Annotated in this window: 8 protein-coding genes and 1 pseudogene; 4 read left to right on the top strand and 5 right to left on the bottom strand. The window is 73.2% G+C overall.

The window, feature by feature from the left end:
• Positions 1-151 precede the first annotated feature (151 nt).
• From IE311_RS17280 to IE311_RS17270, 4 genes and pseudogenes are all read left to right on the top strand, one after another.
• A complete protein-coding gene (locus IE311_RS17280; RefSeq protein WP_189832574.1) occupies positions 152-2704 on the top strand; it encodes a S8 family serine peptidase in 2553 nt (850 codons plus the stop codon).
• Positions 2704-5643, top strand: coding sequence for an FG-GAP repeat domain-containing protein (locus IE311_RS17275; protein WP_189832573.1), 2940 nt, complete (start codon positions 2704-2706; stop codon positions 5641-5643). Before IE311_RS17280 ends, IE311_RS17275 begins: the two co-directional genes overlap by 1 nt.
• Positions 5644-5723: 80 nt before the next feature.
• A pseudogene (locus tag IE311_RS37215) lies at positions 5724-6428 on the top strand (AfsR/SARP family transcriptional regulator); the annotation flags it as partial.
• Positions 6429-6582: 154 nt separating this feature from the next.
• Positions 6583-9024, top strand: a complete 2442-nt coding sequence (locus IE311_RS17270; RefSeq protein WP_229901969.1) for an ATP-binding protein — start codon at positions 6583-6585, stop codon at positions 9022-9024.
• Positions 9025-9071: 47 nt separating this feature from the next.
• Here IE311_RS17270 and IE311_RS17265 read toward each other — a convergent pair whose 3' ends face one another.
• From IE311_RS17265 to IE311_RS17245, 5 genes are all read right to left on the bottom strand, one after another.
• Positions 9072-9515 carry an ASCH domain-containing protein gene (locus IE311_RS17265; protein WP_229901968.1) on the bottom strand — a complete coding sequence of 148 codons (444 nt, stop codon included), beginning with the start codon at positions 9513-9515 and terminating at the stop codon, positions 9072-9074.
• 275 nt (positions 9516-9790) lie between these two features.
• On the bottom strand, positions 9791-11023 hold the full coding sequence (locus tag IE311_RS17260; RefSeq protein WP_229901967.1) for a TIGR02679 family protein: 1233 nt from the start codon (positions 11021-11023) through the stop codon (positions 9791-9793).
• The gene (locus tag IE311_RS17255) at positions 11020-15165 is read right to left on the bottom strand and encodes a TIGR02680 family protein (protein ID WP_189832571.1); all 4146 of its coding nucleotides are present in this window, start codon (positions 15163-15165) and stop codon (positions 11020-11022) included. Before IE311_RS17255 ends, IE311_RS17260 begins: the two co-directional genes overlap by 4 nt.
• Complete coding sequence (locus tag IE311_RS17250) at positions 15162-16409, bottom strand: TIGR02678 family protein (protein ID WP_189832570.1); 1248 nt, start codon at positions 16407-16409, stop codon at positions 15162-15164. The genes IE311_RS17255 and IE311_RS17250 overlap by 4 nt, the downstream gene beginning before the upstream one ends.
• Positions 16406-17968, bottom strand: a complete 1563-nt coding sequence (locus IE311_RS17245; RefSeq protein ID WP_373313882.1) for a TIGR02677 family protein — start codon at positions 17966-17968, stop codon at positions 16406-16408. The genes IE311_RS17250 and IE311_RS17245 overlap by 4 nt, the downstream gene beginning before the upstream one ends.
• Positions 17969-18040 lie beyond the last annotated feature (72 nt).

Here is an 18040-nt window from a genome sequence, read left to right as displayed (position 1 = left end):
GCGGCGAGCGGTGTCCTCGCGCGGGCCCGGCGGCCGGGCCGCGGCCCGATCGGGCGGCTCGGGCGGGCGGCTCGGGCGGGCGCTGTAATTCCCGAGTAACGGCGGCTCTCTAGCGTCCGGGCTCCCCGAATCTTCTCCGAGGAGCATCCCGATGCACCTGCCACGATCGCCCCTGCGCAGATCCGCCGCCTGGGCGGCGGCCGCCCTGGTCGCCGCCGCCGTGCTGACCGGCCCGCCCGCCGCGGCGGCCGGAGTCGCGCCGACCGCCACCGTGGACTCCGCCCTGCTGAACGCCGTGGACGAAGGCGGCGAGGCGTCGTTCTTCGTCGTCCTCAAGGACCGGGCCGACCTGTCCGGCGTGAGGAAGCAGAAGACGCACGCGGCGAAGGCGAAGGCCGCGTACAAGGAGCTGCGCGCACACGCCGAGTCCAGCCGGCGTTCGCTGACGGCCTTCCTCGACGAGGAGAAGGTCGGGCACGAGGAGTACTGGATCGCCAACGCCGTCAAGGTGCACGGTGGCCGGGACCTCGTGGAGCGGCTCGCGAAGCGCGCGGACGTCGCCTCGATCGTCAAGGAGCGGCACTACGCGCTCGACGACGTCGAGGCCGCCGACAGCAGGATCACCACGTCACGCGTGGCCACGGCCGACGCCGCGGCCACCCCCGAGTGGGGCGTCGCCGACATCAACGCCGACGACGTCTGGAACGGGTACGACGACCGCGGCGAGGGCATCGTCATCGCCAACGTCGACTCCGGCGTGCAGTACGACCACCCGGACCTGGTCGCCCAGTACCGCGACAACAGCGGCAACGGCGGCTTCACGCACGACTACAACTGGTACGACCCGACCGGCCAGTGCGGCACCGGCGGCGTCCCCTGCGACAACAACGGCCACGGCACCCACACCATGGGCACGATGGTCGGTGGGAACGGCATCGGTGTCGCGCCGAACGCCAAGTGGATCGCCGCGAAGGGCTGCGAGTCGTCCTCCTGCTCGGACGAGTCGCTCCTCGCCGCCGGCCAGTGGATCCTCGCGCCGACCGACCGCAACGGCCGGAACCCGCGCCCGGACCTCGCGCCGAACATCGTCAACAACTCCTGGGGCGGCGGCAACACCACGTTCTACCAGGACATCGTCGAGGCCTGGAACGCGGCGGGCATCTTCGAGGCCTTCGCCGCCGGCAACGACGGTGACGGCAGGACCTGCTCCACCACCCGCGCTCCCGGCGCGCAGGCCCCGGCCTACGGAGTCGGCGCGTACGACGTCTCCGGGAAGATAGCGAACTTCTCCGGCTTCGGTCCGTCCCTCGTCGACGGCTCGATGAAGCCGAACATCTCGGCTCCGGGCGTCAACATCCGCTCCACCTGGCCGGGTTCGTCGTACAACACCATCAACGGTACGTCGATGGCGACGCCGCACGTGGCGGGCGCGGTCGCGCTGCTCTGGTCGGCGGCTCCCTCGCTCATCGGGAAGATCGACGAGACCCGCGCACTGCTGAACCAGGGTGCCCGCGACGTCGACGACACCCACTGCGGCGGCACTTCCGGCATGAACAACGTCTGGGGCGAGGGCAAACTCGACATCCTCGCCTCCGTCGACAAGGCCCCGCACACCGCGGTGACGGTCACCGGCAAGGTCACCGACAGGGACAGCGGCGGCGCCGTGTCCGGCGTCGGCGTCAAGGCGACGAGCACCGACACCGGCGCGCGTTCGGTCACCACCGGCTCCGACGGCACCTACCGCCTGTCGCTGCCCCCCGGCACGTACGACTTCGCGCTCAGCGGCTACGGCTACGCACCCCGGACCGTCACCGGCGTCCGGCTCACCACGGGCGTCCCGGTCACCCAGGACATCGCGCTGACCCCGGCCCCCTCGCACAAGCTCACCGGTACCGTCCTCGACGTCACCGGCAAGGCGCTGCCCGGAGCGACGGTCGAGCTGAGCGGCTCGCCGCTCGCCACCGTCACCACCGACGCCAAGGGCGGGTACGCGTTCGCCAAGGTCGCCGAAGGCTCCTACGGCCTGATCGTGAGGCCCGCCGCCCCGGTCCTCTGCAACGGCGTCCACAACGGCACCGCGACCGTCGGCACCACCGACCTGACCCAGGACGTACGGGTCCCCCACCGCACCGACAGGGCCGGCAACAGCTGCGCCCCGGCGGCGTACTCCTGGATCGCCGGTTCCAAGAAGGTCGCGCTCACCGGCGACGAGGACTCGGCCAAGGTCACCCTGCCGTTCCCGGTGAAGCACTACGGCGTCTCGTACACCTCCGCCTCGGTCACCACCGACGGACTGCTCAACTTCCTGTCCCCGCGCGTCGGCGACTACAGCAACACCGCCCTGCCGACGACCGGCGCGAACGGCGTCAAGGGCATCGTCGCCCCGCTCTGGGACGACCTGACGCTGGACAGGAAGTCGTCCGTGCAGACGGCCACCACCGGCACCGCCGGGAACCGCAGGTTCGCGGTCGTCTGGAACGACGCCGCCTACGCCGACGGCACCTCGGGCCGCTCCACCTTCGAGATCGTCTTCGACGAGGCCACCGGCGCGGTGACCCTCCAGTACAAGTCGGTCGCGGGCAAGGGCGCGGGCGCCACCGTCGGGATCGCCGACCAGTCCGGTGCCGACGCCCTCCAGTACGCGTACAACCAGCCCGTCCTCACCGCGGGCACCGCCGTCCGCTTCTCGCAGGGAGCCAAGTGATGAGAACGCACCTCTCGCGGCGGGGCATCCGACTCGCCTCCGCCCTGGTCGCGGCGGGTCTGTGCCTGAGCGCCGCCCCGCTCGCCCGGGCCGCCGACGACAGCGGCACGACGATGCGGCTGAGCAGCGCGGAGGCCGAGACGCTGGCCGTCCACGCCGCACTCGACCCGTACGAGGGCGCCACCGCCGACCACACGGTCGCCCCGGAGACGGGGTCCGACGGCGGCACCGGCGAAGGCAGCGGCGCGCAGCTGAACGGCGCCTCCACGGACGCCGTCGACCCCACCACCAAGGTCGCCATGACCGCGAGGTCCACGCTGGAAGGCGTGCGCGGCATGGGCGCCACGGTGCCGATCGGCACCAAGGGCGAGTACTTCACCGTCAACAGCATGGGGTACGTGCAGCGCCACGCCGCCGACGGCAGCGAGACGTGGGCGCGGACCGGCAGCTCCTTCTTCACCGACTGGCAGGTCAAGCCGACCCAGGTCTGGCGGGTGGAGCCGTACCCGGCGCAGATCCTGATGGGCTACAACGCGGTCTCGCCGTTCTCGGCCAACTCCGACTCCGGCTACTCCACCGGTGATCTGACCGGTGACGGCAGCCCGGACCTGGTGTTCTCCGCGCAGGTCGGTACGAACCCCTACCCGCGCCCGTTCACCGTGCCGGGCTCGACGCTGAACACCGGCACGTTCGTCACCGTCCTCGACGGGAGGACCGGCCGGACTCTGTGGTCGAGGCTGTACAACCGCGCCTCCCTGGTGAAGATCGTCGACGGGACCCTGCTGGTCGCCGACGCGCCCCGGATGAGCGGCGACCCGCGCGTCCCGGCCACCGCGACCATGGCCCTGACCGGCATCCGCTTCTCCGCCGCCGCCGACGGCACCCTGGCCCCGGCGGGAACCTGGACGTACGACACCGGCGAGGCCCGGCGCGCCAACTGGGGCGACATCCAGGACCTGGGCAGGGGCAAGGTCGCCGTGTCCTGGAACCTGGCCAAGGCCACCGGTGTCGCGGGCCGGGGCCGCGTCCTCGTGCTCGACACGACGGACGGTTCGGTGACCTGGCAGACCGACAGCATGCTGTACGCCCGTCAGCTGCGGGTGGACGCCGGCCGCGGGCGGCTCGTCGCGATCGAGCAGGCGGACACCACCGACGCGGTGCGCTACGAGGTCGCCGCGTACGACCTGAAGGGCGGTCTGCGCTCGACGCTGGACAGCCGGGAGAACGTGGTGCCGACCGCCCTGGCCGTCGGCGACCTCGGCGCGAAGGCGGGCGACGAGTACGCCGTCGCGGAGTCCTCCCTCGACGAGAACCTGTGGATCAGCGCCAGTACCGTCCGCGCCGTCGACGGCACCGACGCGCGCAAGGTCCTGTGGTCGAACACGATCAAGCGGAACGCCGGCAACGGCAAGGACGCGCCCAGCGTCTGGGGTCTGCGGGTGGCCGACGGCTCCCTGATCACCTCCGCCCAGGACGACCGCGCCATGGACGACGCCGAGAACCGCGGCGGCCTGCGCTACGCCTCGCTGACCGTGTACTCCGGCAAGGGCGTCGTCACGTGGCAGTCGAAGGGCGTGGCCGCAGCGCCGATGTACCAGGACGTCTTCACCGACGCCCGGGGCACGCATGTGCGCGTCGTCGACCAGTCGCAGAACGTCCGCACCTTCAAGCTGGGCAGCGGCAAGGCGGAGAAGGTCACGCCGCTGCAGGCCGACATCGCCTACGCCAGGGGCGCCGACCTGAACAAGGACGGCGCGTCCGACCTGATCATGGGTGGTTCGTCGAACGGCGTGTGGGCCTACTCGGGCCCCTCGCTGGTCGACGGGGGCAAGCCGCGGAAGCTGTGGCAGGCCACCGTCCCCGGCGCGGTCCACGACATCCGGACCGGTGATGTGAACGGTGACGGCAGGACCGAGATCGTGGTCGCCGCCGACACCGCGACGGTCGTCCTCGACGGACGGACCGGCCGGACGCTCACCACCATCGAGGCCCCCGAGGGCCGGCTCGTCCGCTCGACGACGCTGGCCGACCTGAACGGCGACGGGGAGCTGGACCTCCTCGTCCCGACGGACGCGCTGCGCGCCTACCACGGGGACGGCCACGCCCTGTGGACGTACCGCGCTCCCGCCGAGGCCGGCGACGTGCGCTTCGCCGACCCGTCGGTGAACGACGGCCGGGTGTACGCCTCGTACGCGAGCCTGGACGCGTTCGACCTCGACGCCCGGGTGACGAACGCGGTCGCGCTGAACGCCGGCAACGGCAAGGTCCGCTGGTCCGTAGCACCGAAGGCACCCGACACGGCGGTCGGCGGCATCCGCACCGCCATCCCGAACGAAGGCGTCTTCGCCTCGAAGGAGATCCCCTACGCCGACGGGCACGCGGTGATCTACCTGTGGGCCGTCAGCGCGCCCATCAAGTGGGACACCGCCGCGCTCAGTCCGCAGAACTTCTTCGAGATCCGCGACGGCCGCACCGGTGAGGTGCTGCACTCCGGACTCGCGGGCGGCCTGTGGACGCACAACAGCTACTTCGCCGAGGACGGGGTGCTGTACCAGGGCGGTACGGCCTCGTTCCGGCGGTACCGGGCGAACGGGGACGACACGACGCAGCTCGTCACACCCCAGTCGTACGGCGGTGGCTTCGTGACCGGTCCCGGCGGGCGTCGTCTGCTGGGAGCCGGCGCCGAGAGCGGCCTGTACCTCTGGGACCCGAGCATCCTCGACTCCGAGGATTCCTGGGCTCCGTCCGTGGGCAGCATCGGCTCCCTCATGGGCGCCCGCAACTACTTCGCGGGCGACCTCGACGGGGACGGCGTCGACGAGATGCTCACCCTCAACAGTGACGACCACGGCCGGGACCGGGCCGCGGGCGAGTTCGGCGGCGGGTACTTCGTCACCGACAACGGCATCCACCAGGTCACCACGTACAAGCTCTCCTGAACCCGTACCGGTCGAGTGACGGACCCCCCGGGCGCACCGCCCGGGGGGTCCTCGGCATGCTCGGTTAAAGTGGCGCCCACATGAGCGAGCGACAGCCGAACCGGACGGAATCCACCGCTCCACTGCTCCGTCTGCACCTTTTCGGTGGATTTCGCGCCACGCGCGACCATGGCCCCGCCCTCGCCGAACGCTGGCCACGGCCCGGCGCCCGCGCCCTGGTCAAACTGCTCGCCGTCACCCCCGGCCACCGCCTCCACCGGGATCAGGCCGTGGACGTCTGCTGGCCCGACGCCGACCCGCAGGCCGCGCTGCGCAGTCTGCGGGTCGCCCTGCACGCCGCGCGCCACGCCCTCGAACCGGAGCTGGCTCCGCGCGCCGCCTCCTCCTACCTGGTGTCCGACGGCTCGATGCTGCTGCTCGATCCGCGGACCGTGTGGATCGACGCCGACCACGCGGAGGCGACCGCGCTGGCCGCGCTGGCCGCCGGGGACGCCCCCGGGCTCGCCGACGCGGCACGGCGGTTCACCGGCGAGTTGCTGCCGGAGGACCGGTACGCGCAGTGGGCCACGAGTCGCCGGGACCGGCTCACCGGGCTCAGGGAACTCGTGCTGCTCGCGCTCGCGAAGGCCCGGCTCGCGGCCGACGCGCACCAGGAGGCGGCCGCCGCGGTCGAGCAGGTCCTCGCGGCCAACCCGGCCGAGGAGGCCGCCCACCGGATCCTGATGGAGTCCTTTCTGCGCCGGGGGCTGCGACGACTCGCGGTGCGCCAGTACCACCTGTGCCGGGAGGCGCTCGACACCGAGCTGGGGGTGCGGCCGGGGCCCGAGACCGAGCGGCTGCACCGGATGGCACTCACCGACACCCCCGCGCCCGCCCTGTCCGCGCCGTCGCTTCCCGTGTCGCTGCGCACCCCGGCTGCTCGCGGCCGGCGGGCCGCCGGTGACCCTGCTCACCGGCGAGGCGGGCGTCGGCAAGACCAGCCTGGCCCGCGAGGCGGCGCGGCGGGCCGCGCGGTCCGGGACCGCCGTGCTGTGGGGCGGCGGACACGATGCGGAGGGACACACTCCGTACGGGGCGTTCGCCGAGGCGCTGGACGGCTGGCTGGCCGAATGGGACGCCACCGAGCGCGCCCGGGTGGGCACCGACCATCCCGAACTGGCCGCGTTCCTGCCGTCGCTGGGACGCGTACGGGCCGAGGGCGAGCGCAGTCCGGAGGAGGAGCGGGACCGGCTGTTCCGGGCGAGCGCGGCACTGCTCGGCGATCTGGCCGCGGCGCGCCCGGTGCTGGTGGTCCTGGACGATCTGCACGCCGCGGACACCGGCTCGTTCCAGCTGCTCGGCCATCTGGCCCGGCGGGCCGCGGAGCGGGGCACTTCACTGCGGTTCCTGGTGACGTACCGGGACGAGGAGCTTCCCGAGGGCGACCCGCGCCGCTCGGTCATGGCGTCGCTGGCGCGCCAGCGTCTCGCCGTGCGCGAGGAGTTGGGCCGGCTCGACAGGGAGGCCTGTCTGGCGGTGGTGCGCGACGCGGCCGTGGACATGGCGAGCGACGACCGGGCGCACCGGGTGTGGGAACTCTCGCTCGGCAACCCGTTGTTCGCCCTCGAACTCGCCTGCGGCCTGACCGACGGCGATTCTGACAACGTTGCCCCCGAGGGGGTGCGGGAGCTGGTGGCGGACCGGCTCCTGCGGCTCGACACGGACACGCGCCGCGTCGTCGAGGCGCTCTCCGTCGCCGGCGGGGAGGCGGCGCTGACCGAACTCCTCGACGTGGCCGAACACGGGCTGCACCCGCCGGTGTCCGGCGCCGCGGCGGCCGACGCCCTGGAGCGGGCCATCGCCGCCTCGCTCGTCGACGAACGCCGGGTCGTGGTCGCCGGGCGGCCCGAGGCGGGGGTGGCCTTCCGGCACCCGCTGGTCCGCCTCACCTGCTACGAGCAGCTGTCCTCGGTCCGCCGCAGGGGGCTGCACGCCGCTTTCGCACAGGCGGTCCTGCGCCGTCGTCCGGACGCCGTGGACGCGCTCGCCTCGCACTTCGCCCGTGCGGACGACGCACGCGCGGCCGGGTACCTGCGCCGCGCCGCCGAACGCGCCGCCGCGCTGTACGCCAACGACACCGCCGACCGCTACTACCGCGATCTCGTCGCCCGCCTCGACGTCGACGCCGCCCGCGCCCGCCTCGCGCACAGCCACGTCCTGCGCAGAATGGGCCACTTCGAGGAGGCCGCCGAGGCGCTGCGGCTCGCCCTGGCCGAGTTCGAGCGGCGCGGCGACCACGACGACGCGGTGCTCGCGGCGGCGCTGCTCGCCGAAGCCCTGGCCAAGACGCGCGCCCCCGGATCCGGCCGCCGCATGCTGCGGGCGCACCCGGTGACCGTGGACACCTCGCCCGAACCGGCCGCGGGCCACTTCCTCGCCCTGGCCGTCGTCCGCTGTGTCCAGGGCCGGTACGCGGCGGGAGCCGAGGCGGCCCGGCAGGCCCTCGCGGCCGCGCGCAACGTGCCGGGGACCCGGGGGCAGGGGCTGACGGCCCGCGCCTTCGCCCTGCAGGCCGCCAGCCTCGGACTCGCCGGCCGCCTCGACCAGGCGCGCGCGGCGGGCGACCAGGCGCTGGCGCCGGCCGAGGCGTACGGGGACCCGACGCTGCTCGGCTCGGTCCTGTCGACACTGCGCGAGAACGCGCGGAGGGCGGGCCGGCTGCACGAGGCCGTCCGCATCGGGACCCGTGCCCTCGCGCTGGCCGAACAGTCCGGCGATCCCGTCGCCGCCGCGTTCGAACGGGCGAACCTCTCCGAACTCCGGCTCCTGCTCGAAGAACCGGAGCCGGCCCGAGCCCTGGCCGAACAGGCCGTGTCGGGCGCGGAGGCGTACGACGCCTGGTGCCTCCCGCACGCCCTGGCGACGATGGCACGCGTACGGGACTTCCTGGGAGACCCGGCGCAGGCCGCGGCCTTCGCGGACCGCGCGGAACGGGCCGCCACGGCACTGGGCGACCGGCAGGCGGAACACGAGGTGCGCACGGCGCGCGCCGAACTGGCACTGCGCGCCGGCCGCGCGGACGACGCACTGCGGGCCCTGGACGGCCACACGGCCGACGCCCCGGTCCTGGCGGCCTGGGCGGAACTCCTGTCGGGACGGACCGAGAACGCGCAACGGCTCGCCCGCGCGGAGGTGGCACGAGCCGAACGCACCGGGGAGCGCCTCGCCGAGGTGGAGGCACGCATAGCCCTGGGCACGACCCTGACCCGGCTGGCCCGCCCGACGGAGGGCACCCGGGAACTGACCCGGGCCGAGTCCCTGGCCGCGTCCCTGCCGTACCCGGCGGGAACACGCAGGGCGGCCTGGGCCAGAGGCCTGCCGGACGAGGCCGCCCAGGGCTGACCGACCCGACCCACGACAGCCGTCCGGGCGGCTCTGGGACTCGACGATCACTCCGGCGACGAAGCGGCGGAAGCGCTGCCCTTCACTTCGAAGGCCAGACAGACGACAGGCGTGTCGCCCTCGACCGGGGTGCCCTCACCGCTCCAGAAGCGCCGGTGGACATCGCGCCACGCGTCGAGATCGGCATCGCCCTCACCCTCGGCCGCGGCGTGCTCCCACGTCACCTCGTCGAAGGCCTTCACCTCGACGCTGGTGATCTCCAGAACGGCGACGGCCGCCCCCTCGTTGTCCAGCAGCGCCAGCCGCTCCCCGACCGTCTCCAGCCCCTCGTCCTCCTCGGCGTACTCACCGAGAAGCCCGGTCGTGGCCCGCTTGGCCCCCACCAGGACGAGAGCGTTCAACTCGTCCCGCATGGAACCCGGAGCCCCCAGCTCCATGGCCCGCATGCCGTCGACCCGCGGCCACATCGCCCCCACCCCTCCCTCGAACACGCCAAACACCCAGCACCCTAGTCCGAACGAGCCGACCGCCTTACGGACCGCGACTCAGGCGCCCTTCTTCACCGGCTCAAGAATCGCCACGCACTCCACGTGGTGCGTCATCGAGAGCACGCACGAATCGGGGCCGGCCAGCAAAGCAGCAGGTCAAAGGTCACATTGGATCGCCATTCACAGCCCCTCGTGAGGGTCCGTGCGTCAAACGAGCGTCACTGGTACTGGCGTCGGTCCCGGTCTCGGCACGTCGCATGTCTCACCAGCCGCACGGCCTACCCGAGGTCTGCCAGCAACGAGTCCAGCACAGCCTCCTCCTCTATACGCACACCGTGCTCAGCGAGGGCAGTCGTCAGATCCGGATCCCATGGCGACAGAGCCGACATCCCGGTCAGAGGCAGGGGAGTAGAACCGGCAGCGGCTACCGCCGCACGGTATTCCTCGGCTGTGTAGCGCCATGGCTGCCACGGCACGTGCTGGTGCAGCGTCGTGGCGATGCGCAGGCCGCCCCAGTCGAAGTCGCCGTGGTAGCGGAATTCGGCACGGAGCTCGTGGAGGTGCGCCAGGAGGGCCAGGGCGGCAGCCGACGGCTGGCCCTGGAGGCAGACCAGCGGAAGGGCGTCCGGGCCGTAGGTGTCGGCCGCGGCCGACAGAACGGCGGGATTCTCACAGATGTGGACCACCGGCGGTGTGGTCCGGGGCGGATGGTGCGCGAGCTGGCGAAGGGTGAGTACGCACGGCTCCCCCATGTCGGCCATCCAGTCCAGAGCGGGGGTCCCTCGGAGGTTGAGGGTGAGGACTGTGGAGGAGACGTCGTCACGGAGAAGGCCGGCGGAGGCCCAGGCGGCCCGTCGCCAGGCTGCGCCCGCCCCGTCCGGATGTCCGGTGAGGGCACGGATGCCGGAGAGGCAGAGCGTCGCCGGGGGTGTGCCGTCGTCCAGTGCGTGGGCGCTGCCCAGGATGTCCGCGGCGAACACGGAGAGGGATCGCGGCGGCTCGGCCGGCAGTTCCCGCAGGACGCGAGCCACCTGATCGAGCAGCGGTCGGGCGGCCTCAGGCGTACGGGCGACACGCCGCACAAGGCCGTCTTCGCGTACCCGGCCGACCCATTCCTCGAGGGACGGAACCTCTCCGGCGAGCCCGGTGAGCGGAGCGTAGGCCTCCGCCCAGGCCTGGTCCTCACTCCGGCGGACCTCTTCGAGAGGGACGACGGGCCCGGTGAGCGTCGTCACGGCCACCGTCAGGCCCTCGGGGCTGACGCCTGATCTGACCAGCACGGCGTCCACGGCGTCGAGCCGGACCGTCAGCGCCTTGCCATCACCCGGGGCCCGGCCCAGCAGCCGCTCGGCCGCGGCCCGTTGGGCCGGGGTCGGCGCGGCCAGGGAGACGGGTCCGGTGAGGGACTGTCCGCGCTCCAGCCGACGGCGTACGCGCTCCAGCAGCCAGGCCAGATCGGGCCCGCCGAGGAGGCGGCGCAGGCGGGCTTCGTCAACCGGAGTCCTGTTCACGTCCACAGGGGCTCCGGGTCCGGCGTGCGCACCGGGTCCTCGTGACGGGTACGAGCCGTGCCGTCCCATTCCCAGCGGGTGACCAGAACGGCGGCCACCTCGTCGACCCGGGACAGCTGGGCGATGGCGATGCCCGGTACCTGCGGATAGCAGGCCCATTCCCGTTCACTGGTCATGACCACATCCAGGTCGAAGGCGTGCAGGAGGCCGAGGCACTTGGCGCGCGAGTCGTCGTCGACGCCCGCGAACGCCTCGTCCAGGGTGACGAGTCGTGGTGCGTACGGGCTGGCCGCGCTCGCGTAGTGCGAGGAGGCCGCGGCGAACAAGGGCACGGAGACCGCCAGGACGCGTTCGCCTCCGGACGCGGGACCGGTTGCAGGCACCCAGCGACCGTGCTGCTGCCGCTCGACGGCGAACTCGTGCCAGGAACGGTAGTCGAGCGCCGCCGTGAGGTGTTCCAGCCAGCTGCCGGCCGCGTCCTCGGTCTGCTGGCGGGCGATCTGAGTCTGCAGGAACTCCCCGACCGCGTCCCGGTCCTCGGGAGTCCAGGCGTCGGCGGTCTGGAGCAGTCGGCCACGGGCCTGGGCAAGGCCGGCAGGTGCCTTGCGGGAGGCCCGCCACACCAGGCGCAGGGTCATGCCGGTGGAGGTCGGACGGTCCTCCAGCTCGGCGTTCATGGCGAGCACGTGCCGTTCGGCGGTCGCGATCAGCTCCTGAAGAGTGCCCGCGACCTCGGTGATGAGGTGGGTTTCAAGGATTTCGCGTTCATTCGCGGAGAGGATGCGGGTGAGTTCGCCGACCTCGACCGCCAGCGCCTCGGCGAGTTCGGGTACGGCGCGTTCGCGGCCCTGGTAGACGATGTCGACGATCATCCCGTCCTCGACCATCCGGGCCGAGGCGGTATGGCCGTGCCGGGAAAGCGCGTCCTGAAGGGTTTTGAGCTCTTCGCTCAGACGCCGCTGTACGCGCTCCCAAGCACCGTCCGAGTCGTCCGTCGTCGACAACTCCGCTTCGAGGGAACGGGCGAGGGCGATGGCCGGGGTGGCCGCCCACGGGCCGTCGGCGGCGGCCGGTACGGCGAGTTCGGGAAGCGCGACCGTGATCAGCCCGGTGGCGGTGAAGCGCTGGAGCGCGGCGATGGCCTCGGAGCGCGCGGAGGCAGCCTCGGTGACGGCTTTCTCCAGCTGTTCGATCCGGCCTTCGGCCCGGTTGGCCCGCCGGTCCGCCTCCGTGCGGCGGTCCTGGGACAACCGCTGATCGGCAGCACAGCAGCGCAGGGCCTCCGTGGTCTCCGCCAGCCGCCGTTCCAGCTCGGCCACGGCCGCGCCCACGGTCGAGCGCAGCGTGGTGAGCCGCTCGTCCGCGGCTGCCGCCTCGCGGGCGGCCTCCTCCGCGCGCAGGGCGAGTTCGGCGGTGCGCTCCCCTGCCCGGCCGGTTTCCTCACGCTCCTCCTGTGCCAGCCGTGCCGCTTCGGTTCGTTCGCGCAGGGCGGGCCAGAGTGCGGCCAGGACGGCCGCGAGTTCGACAAGGGCCTGCCGTACGACGGCCAGCGCCGGCCGGTCCGGTGGCAGCCCCAGATCGGCGGCGGCCTCCTGGAGCTCGGCGCTCGCCAGCTCCGACCGCTCGGCTGCGGCCAGCGCGTCGGCGGCCCGTCCCTCACGACGGGACCTGGCCCGGCGCGCGGTGTCGGCGGCAGCCGCCGCGCGGGCGTGCGCCCGGGTCAGCGGCCCGTCGTCGGGCACCGCGGCCAGTTCGGCGTCGAGCGTACGGCGCCGGGTCTCCAGAGCCTGCGCGTGCACGGCCTCGGCTGCCTCCTCTCCCTGGAGAAGGGAGAGTTCGGCGCGCAAGGTGGTGATACGGCTGCGCCGCGCGGCTTCCCGGGCGCCCGCGCCGATGTACTCGGCCGCAGGTTTGGCCCACCGACCGATGAGGACGCCTACGCGGTAGCGGCCGTCCGGAGCCGCCCATGTGCCCGCTGTCGGCTCGGTGCCCCCTGGCCCGGCACCCGCCTCCGCGTCCCCGGCGACCGCGCCCAGGCCGATCGCCGAGAGGAGTCGGCCCACGGTCTCCTCACCCACGTGGGCCGCCTGGGCATCGCCGTGGTCGACGGCCGGGCGCAGCACGTCGGCGAGCGACGGCCCGTCGACCGGACCCGTCCGCGCGTCGAGGAGTACGTCGTGACCGTCCGCCGCCAGGGCCGCGCCGTCGGGGCGCACCCACGCGTCCAGCAGCCCGGCCGCCTCCAGGGCCGCCTCCAGGCCGGCGCGCTCCCGGTCCGCGACCTCGTCCCGGAAGTCGACCAGCCGCCACAGTGGGGCGCCGGGCGCCTGATCGCGCAGACCGGGGTTCCGGGTGTACGGGGCCTGCGGTCCACGGCGGCCGCCGGCCTCCAGCTCGGCGAGTTCCTGTTCCGCGTCTCGGGCACGGGCCGCCAGGGCCGCCCCGCGCTGCGCTGATTGCGCCGCCTGGTCGGCGAGTACCGCTGCCGTGGCGCTGTGCGCGTCCGATCCGTGCCGGCGTGCCGGGTAGGGCCCGTCCTGGTGCCGGGTCCACTCCTGGAGCTCGTCCAACAGTCCGACCGGGTCGGCGTACGCGAGCTCCTCGCACCGGCCCGCGTGCTCGCGCACGGCGTCCACCAGAGCCCGGCCCGCGGCCGTCACCGTCTCGTCGGCCGCGCCCTGTTCCTCGGCAGCGTGCGCCAGGTCGGTTTCCGTCTCGTCGAGCCGCAGTGCGGCGGCCCGGCGCTCGGCCGCCGCCGCCTCGGCGCGGTCCGCGAGCTCCTCGACGTGCGCGAGGGTGCGGTGTCGGCGGTCGGTCGCCTCGGTCACAGCGGCGCGCAGTTCGGCCGCCGTCAGCCCCTCGTCCCCGGGCAGGTCCAGCCGGGCCGCCTCGGCGGTTTCCCGCGCGAGGCGAAGCGTGTCCTCGACTCGGTGCCCGGCGGCCTGGAACCGGTTCTCCGCCGCCGCGAGGCGCCCGAGCGCCCGTGTGTGCAGCAGCGCGGCCTCCTCCCGGTCGGCGCGTGCGCGTGCGCTGTCCTGCCCGCACCGTTCCAACGCCTTGGCGGCCCGCTCCAGTTCATGAGCGCTGCGCATCTCCGGGCCCTCACGCAGGGCCGCGTCGACGGCCTCCAGTCGGGCCTGTGTCTCGGTGAGCGCGGCGATCCGCTCGTCGGCCGCCGCCCGCTCCTCCTCGGCCGCGGCCTTCTCGGCCTGTGCCTCGGCGAGGTCGCGCAGCAGGTGCTCGTACTTCGAGTGCTCGCTGCGCGGGAGGCGTGCGCGCCGGCGGGAGGCGATGCGGGCATAGCGCCGGTAGTGGTCGAGGAACGCGGAGGCCGCGCGCTCGGCCGCGCCGGCGGCCCGTAGCTCCTCCTTCTCCTCGTCCAGGGAGCGGAATGCCTCGGCCACGTCCGCGATGACGGCCTGGTCCATGGGCGGAAGCGCTTCGGTGAGCGCGCGGGAGAGGGCGGCTTCGTTGGGGCGTTTGGACAGTTGGGGCTGGCGCAGCTGGATGAGCAGGTCCACGAGGGCGCCGTAACGCTGCTCCCCGAGCCCGAAGAGCGCCTCGTCGACGGCCCGGCGATAGGTCTTGGCCTGGTCGTAGACCATTCCGTGTCCCGCGACCGCCTCGATGAGCCGGTCCCGGGACAACACCGTGCCGGTGGCGTCGAGGAGGCTGAGCGACCCCTCCGACACCGCCCCGGCCGGTGCGTGGTCGATCCGCTGGGCGGTCACCGCCCACCAGTGCCGGGCGATGCCGCGCCCGCTGACGGCCTTGAGCCCGCAGAGAAGCGTACGGAACTGCTCCTCGCCGCTCACCTCGTCGCGGCGGCCGAACTCCACCCAGGTGTAGCCGAGCCGTTCGGAGTGGGGGTGCTCTCCGCCGAGCAGCAGATTCCACTCCATCCTCTTTCCGGCGTCTCCGTCGGGCTCCACCCGGCGCGCGCTGAGGTCCCCGTCCAGGAGGAAGGGCAGGGTCAGGGCGAGCACCTTGGATTTGCCTGTGCCGTTGTTCCCCCGGAGCAGCAGCCGCCCGTCGCGGAAGTGGAATTCCTCCACGTCGTAGTGGAAAAGATCGACGAGACCGATCCGCAGGGGCTGCCAGCGGGCGCGCGCGGGGACCGGGAGTACGGCACGGGGGGTCAACGCTGATGAGCCTTTCTCTGCGCGGGCACCTGAGCGGTGCCGACTGTGCGGGGTTCGAGTACGACGGTCTCGCCGACCGCGTACCGGGCAAGCGCCGGGCGTGGCACCACCCCGTCAGGAGTACGGGAGACCAGGCCGAGGGCGGCGAGCCGACTGACGGCCTGCTCCACGAGCTCCCCCTCGGCTCCCGGCTCACGGGCCGACTTCGCCCAGAAGCCTCCGTGTTCGGCGGCCAGTGCGGCAACACGGCGTTCAAGGTCTGCCGTGAAGACGACCGGACCTTCGGCACTCGTGAGGTACTCGGCGAGCAGCAGGGTGACGTGACCGTGGGTGCCGGATTCCGGCATGCGGAGGTCGGTGAGGTCGTCGTCGGGGTCGACCATGGCGATGCCTTCGGCCCTGACCTCGGCCACCAGGCCCGTCAGTTCGGTGATGCGTGCGGTGAGGAAACCGCGCTGCCGCGTGAGGTAGCCCAGCTCAGCGTCGGTCAGTTCGTCGTAGTAGAGCACGGGGTCGTCCAGCAGTCGGCGGGTCAGCGAGCGGCGCATCGCCCGGAACCGGAGTTCGTCACTGTCGAGGGCCGTTTCGGCGATGAGCCCGACGAGCCGCTCGTCCAGGGTGGCGGCCCGGATGGTGGACGGGCCGCGGCGGGTCGCGAGCAGCCCGGCGAGCACCCGCCGTTCGACGTCGTACAGGACGTCTCCGGCGCCGCTGACGTACGCCTCTTCGTCGCCGGCGACGCGCCGCAGTACTCCGAGGCTGAGCAGGAGGCGTACGACGGCGGCGAGGTCGAGGCGCTCGTCGCGGCGGTCCAGGGTGAACTGGACGCCCGTCGCGGCCAGCTGCGGATCAGCGGCGTCGAGGACGACCTGGTCGGCGAGGCGGCCGAGCGCGATCTGCGCCTCGCCGCGTTCGAGGGCGGCGAGGGCGAGGCAGAGCAGGACGTACCGGCGGCGGGTGAAGGGGGCGGCGCTGCGCGTGGCCTCGCGGGCGGGGTGGGTGGCATCGGCGAGGTGGGCCGGGATCTTGCCCAGCCGGGCGGTCTCGGCGTCGACCTGGAGGGACCAGCCGGTGTTGCGGTCGAACCACTCGCGCAGGTCGGAGGCGTGCCGCCGGACGAGACGGAACTCGTCGGCGTACGCGCCGACGGCGAGCAGCAGGGGCTGCTTCAGCAGAGCGCGGGCGGCCTTGCGCAGTTCCGCGGCATGCTGCCCGTCCAGCACTTCGGCGAGCGGAGTACTCACAGTCCGTCGTCTCCTTCCGCCAGATCGATGATCTCGATGGTGTGGTCAGGGCCGCGGAAGACGCCGCCCGGCGTGCGGACCTCGGCCGCGGATCCATCGGCCAAGGCGGTGAGTCGGATCTCCATGGACCCGTCGTTGCTGGTGGCCACCGTGTGCGTCATACCGGGCCGCCAGGTGGCCAGGGCGTCCCCGAGGAGCTGGAGGAAGAGCCGGAAGCTGACGGGGTCGAGCTCGCCGAGCCCGGACAGGCGGGTGATGCCGTCGGTGACGAGCCGGGCCCGCGCGGCCGCGATCTCCGCGGCCTGCTTGACGGCCACCTCGGCGAGCCTGCGGCGCGCTTCTTGCCGGTCCTCCACCTTGCGGGGCTTGCCGCGCCGCTCGTAGCTGCCGGTACGGCGCAGCTGCGGGCTGATGCGCAGCGGCTCGGCGTCGGCCCATGGGGTGGACGCGGGATCGGGCCGGGCGGCGCGGGCGGCCAGCGTCTCGGCGTCGACCGTGAGGTGCCGGGCCGGGTACAGCCCGAAGGCGGTGCGCCAAAGCCGGTGCCGGGCGTCGTCGTCGGGGGCCTCGGCGAACCAGCGGGCGAGCGTACGGAAGTCGGCGGAGCGATCGGAACGCCCGGCTCGGCGCTCGTTCAGCGACCGTACGACGGCCAGCAGCTGGGGTACGGCCCCGAGCGCACGGCCGCGCAGCAGCCGGGCTTGCGATTCCCGGCCGTCCCGGCTGAGGAACCAGGCCGCCAGCCCGGCCCACCGGCCGGCCCACCGCTCGTACGCGGCCTGCTCGGCGTATGCGGCCTCCTGCGGGGTGGCATCGGCGGCCTCACGGGCGGCAGCGGCCCACAGCAGCGCCTCGATGCTGCCACCCTCCTCCAGCTCCAGGATCAGCCGGGCGATGCGGCCGCCGAGGGTGATGAGGTCCTGGATGAACCGCTCCAGGTACTGGATGAGCTGGTCCTTGTAGGCGAGGAAGACCTCCTCCCCCACGTCGTGGAGGTCGATGGTCCGCTGCAGGGACCCCATGAAGGCCCGGGCGTTGTCGGCCAGCGCCCCGAACCGACTGGCGAGCCCGTCCAGCGCGAGATGCGTCTTGGCCGGATCCGGCGCTTCCTCGGCCGCCAGCACAAGGAGGGCGCGGAGCTGGGTGACGATGTCGTGCAGTGCGACGGCCTGGAGCGCACCCCGCCGCCCGAGCGCCTCGTCGTAGGCGGACAGGGCCTCCTCGGCCGCCTCGCCCTCCTGGGTGAGCTGGTAGATGTACCGCTTGCGGTAGAAGTCCTCGACGGCCGTGACCCGCCCGGTGTCCGGGTCGGCCCGCAGGTTCCCCCAGTCGACCAGCTTGTCCAGTGCGCCGACGACACCCTCCAACTCGCCGGGCCGTACGGCGGCGGGCAGCGCGGCGTACACGTCCTCGGGCCGCAGGTGTACGGCGAACCGCTCCTTGGCCACGAGGAAGGCGCGCATCACCGAGCGGTAGAGGAGCACGTTCGGGGCGGTGAGATGCGCGAAGGGCCCGTAGCCGGCTGGAGGGCCCTCCGGCCGGGAAGAAGTCATGTCCATCGCCTGCAATCCTCCCGGACCGTTCTCCGTGATCGGCAGGGACTTAAGTACTTGACCGATTCGCACCGCTCT

Origin of the sequence: Streptomyces zaomyceticus (assembly GCF_014656215.1) — a bacterium.
In the GTDB taxonomy this organism is placed as follows: Bacteria; Actinomycetota; Actinomycetes; order Streptomycetales; family Streptomycetaceae; genus Streptomyces; species Streptomyces zaomyceticus.
This window is presented reverse-complemented; position numbering and strand designations above follow the sequence as displayed.

What these genes read in the sequence shown, in the direction of transcription:
- IE311_RS17275 (WP_189832573.1), top strand. Translation starts at nt 2,704, where the DNA reads ATGAGAACGCACCTCTCGCGGCGGGGCATCCGACTCGCCTCCGCCCTG.
- IE311_RS17280 (WP_189832574.1), top strand. Translation starts at nt 152, where the DNA reads ATGCACCTGCCACGATCGCCCCTGCGCAGATCCGCCGCCTGGGCGGCG.
- IE311_RS17245 (WP_373313882.1), bottom strand. Translation starts at nt 17,968, where the DNA reads ATGGACATGACTTCTTCCCGGCCGGAGGGCCCTCCAGCCGGCTACGGG.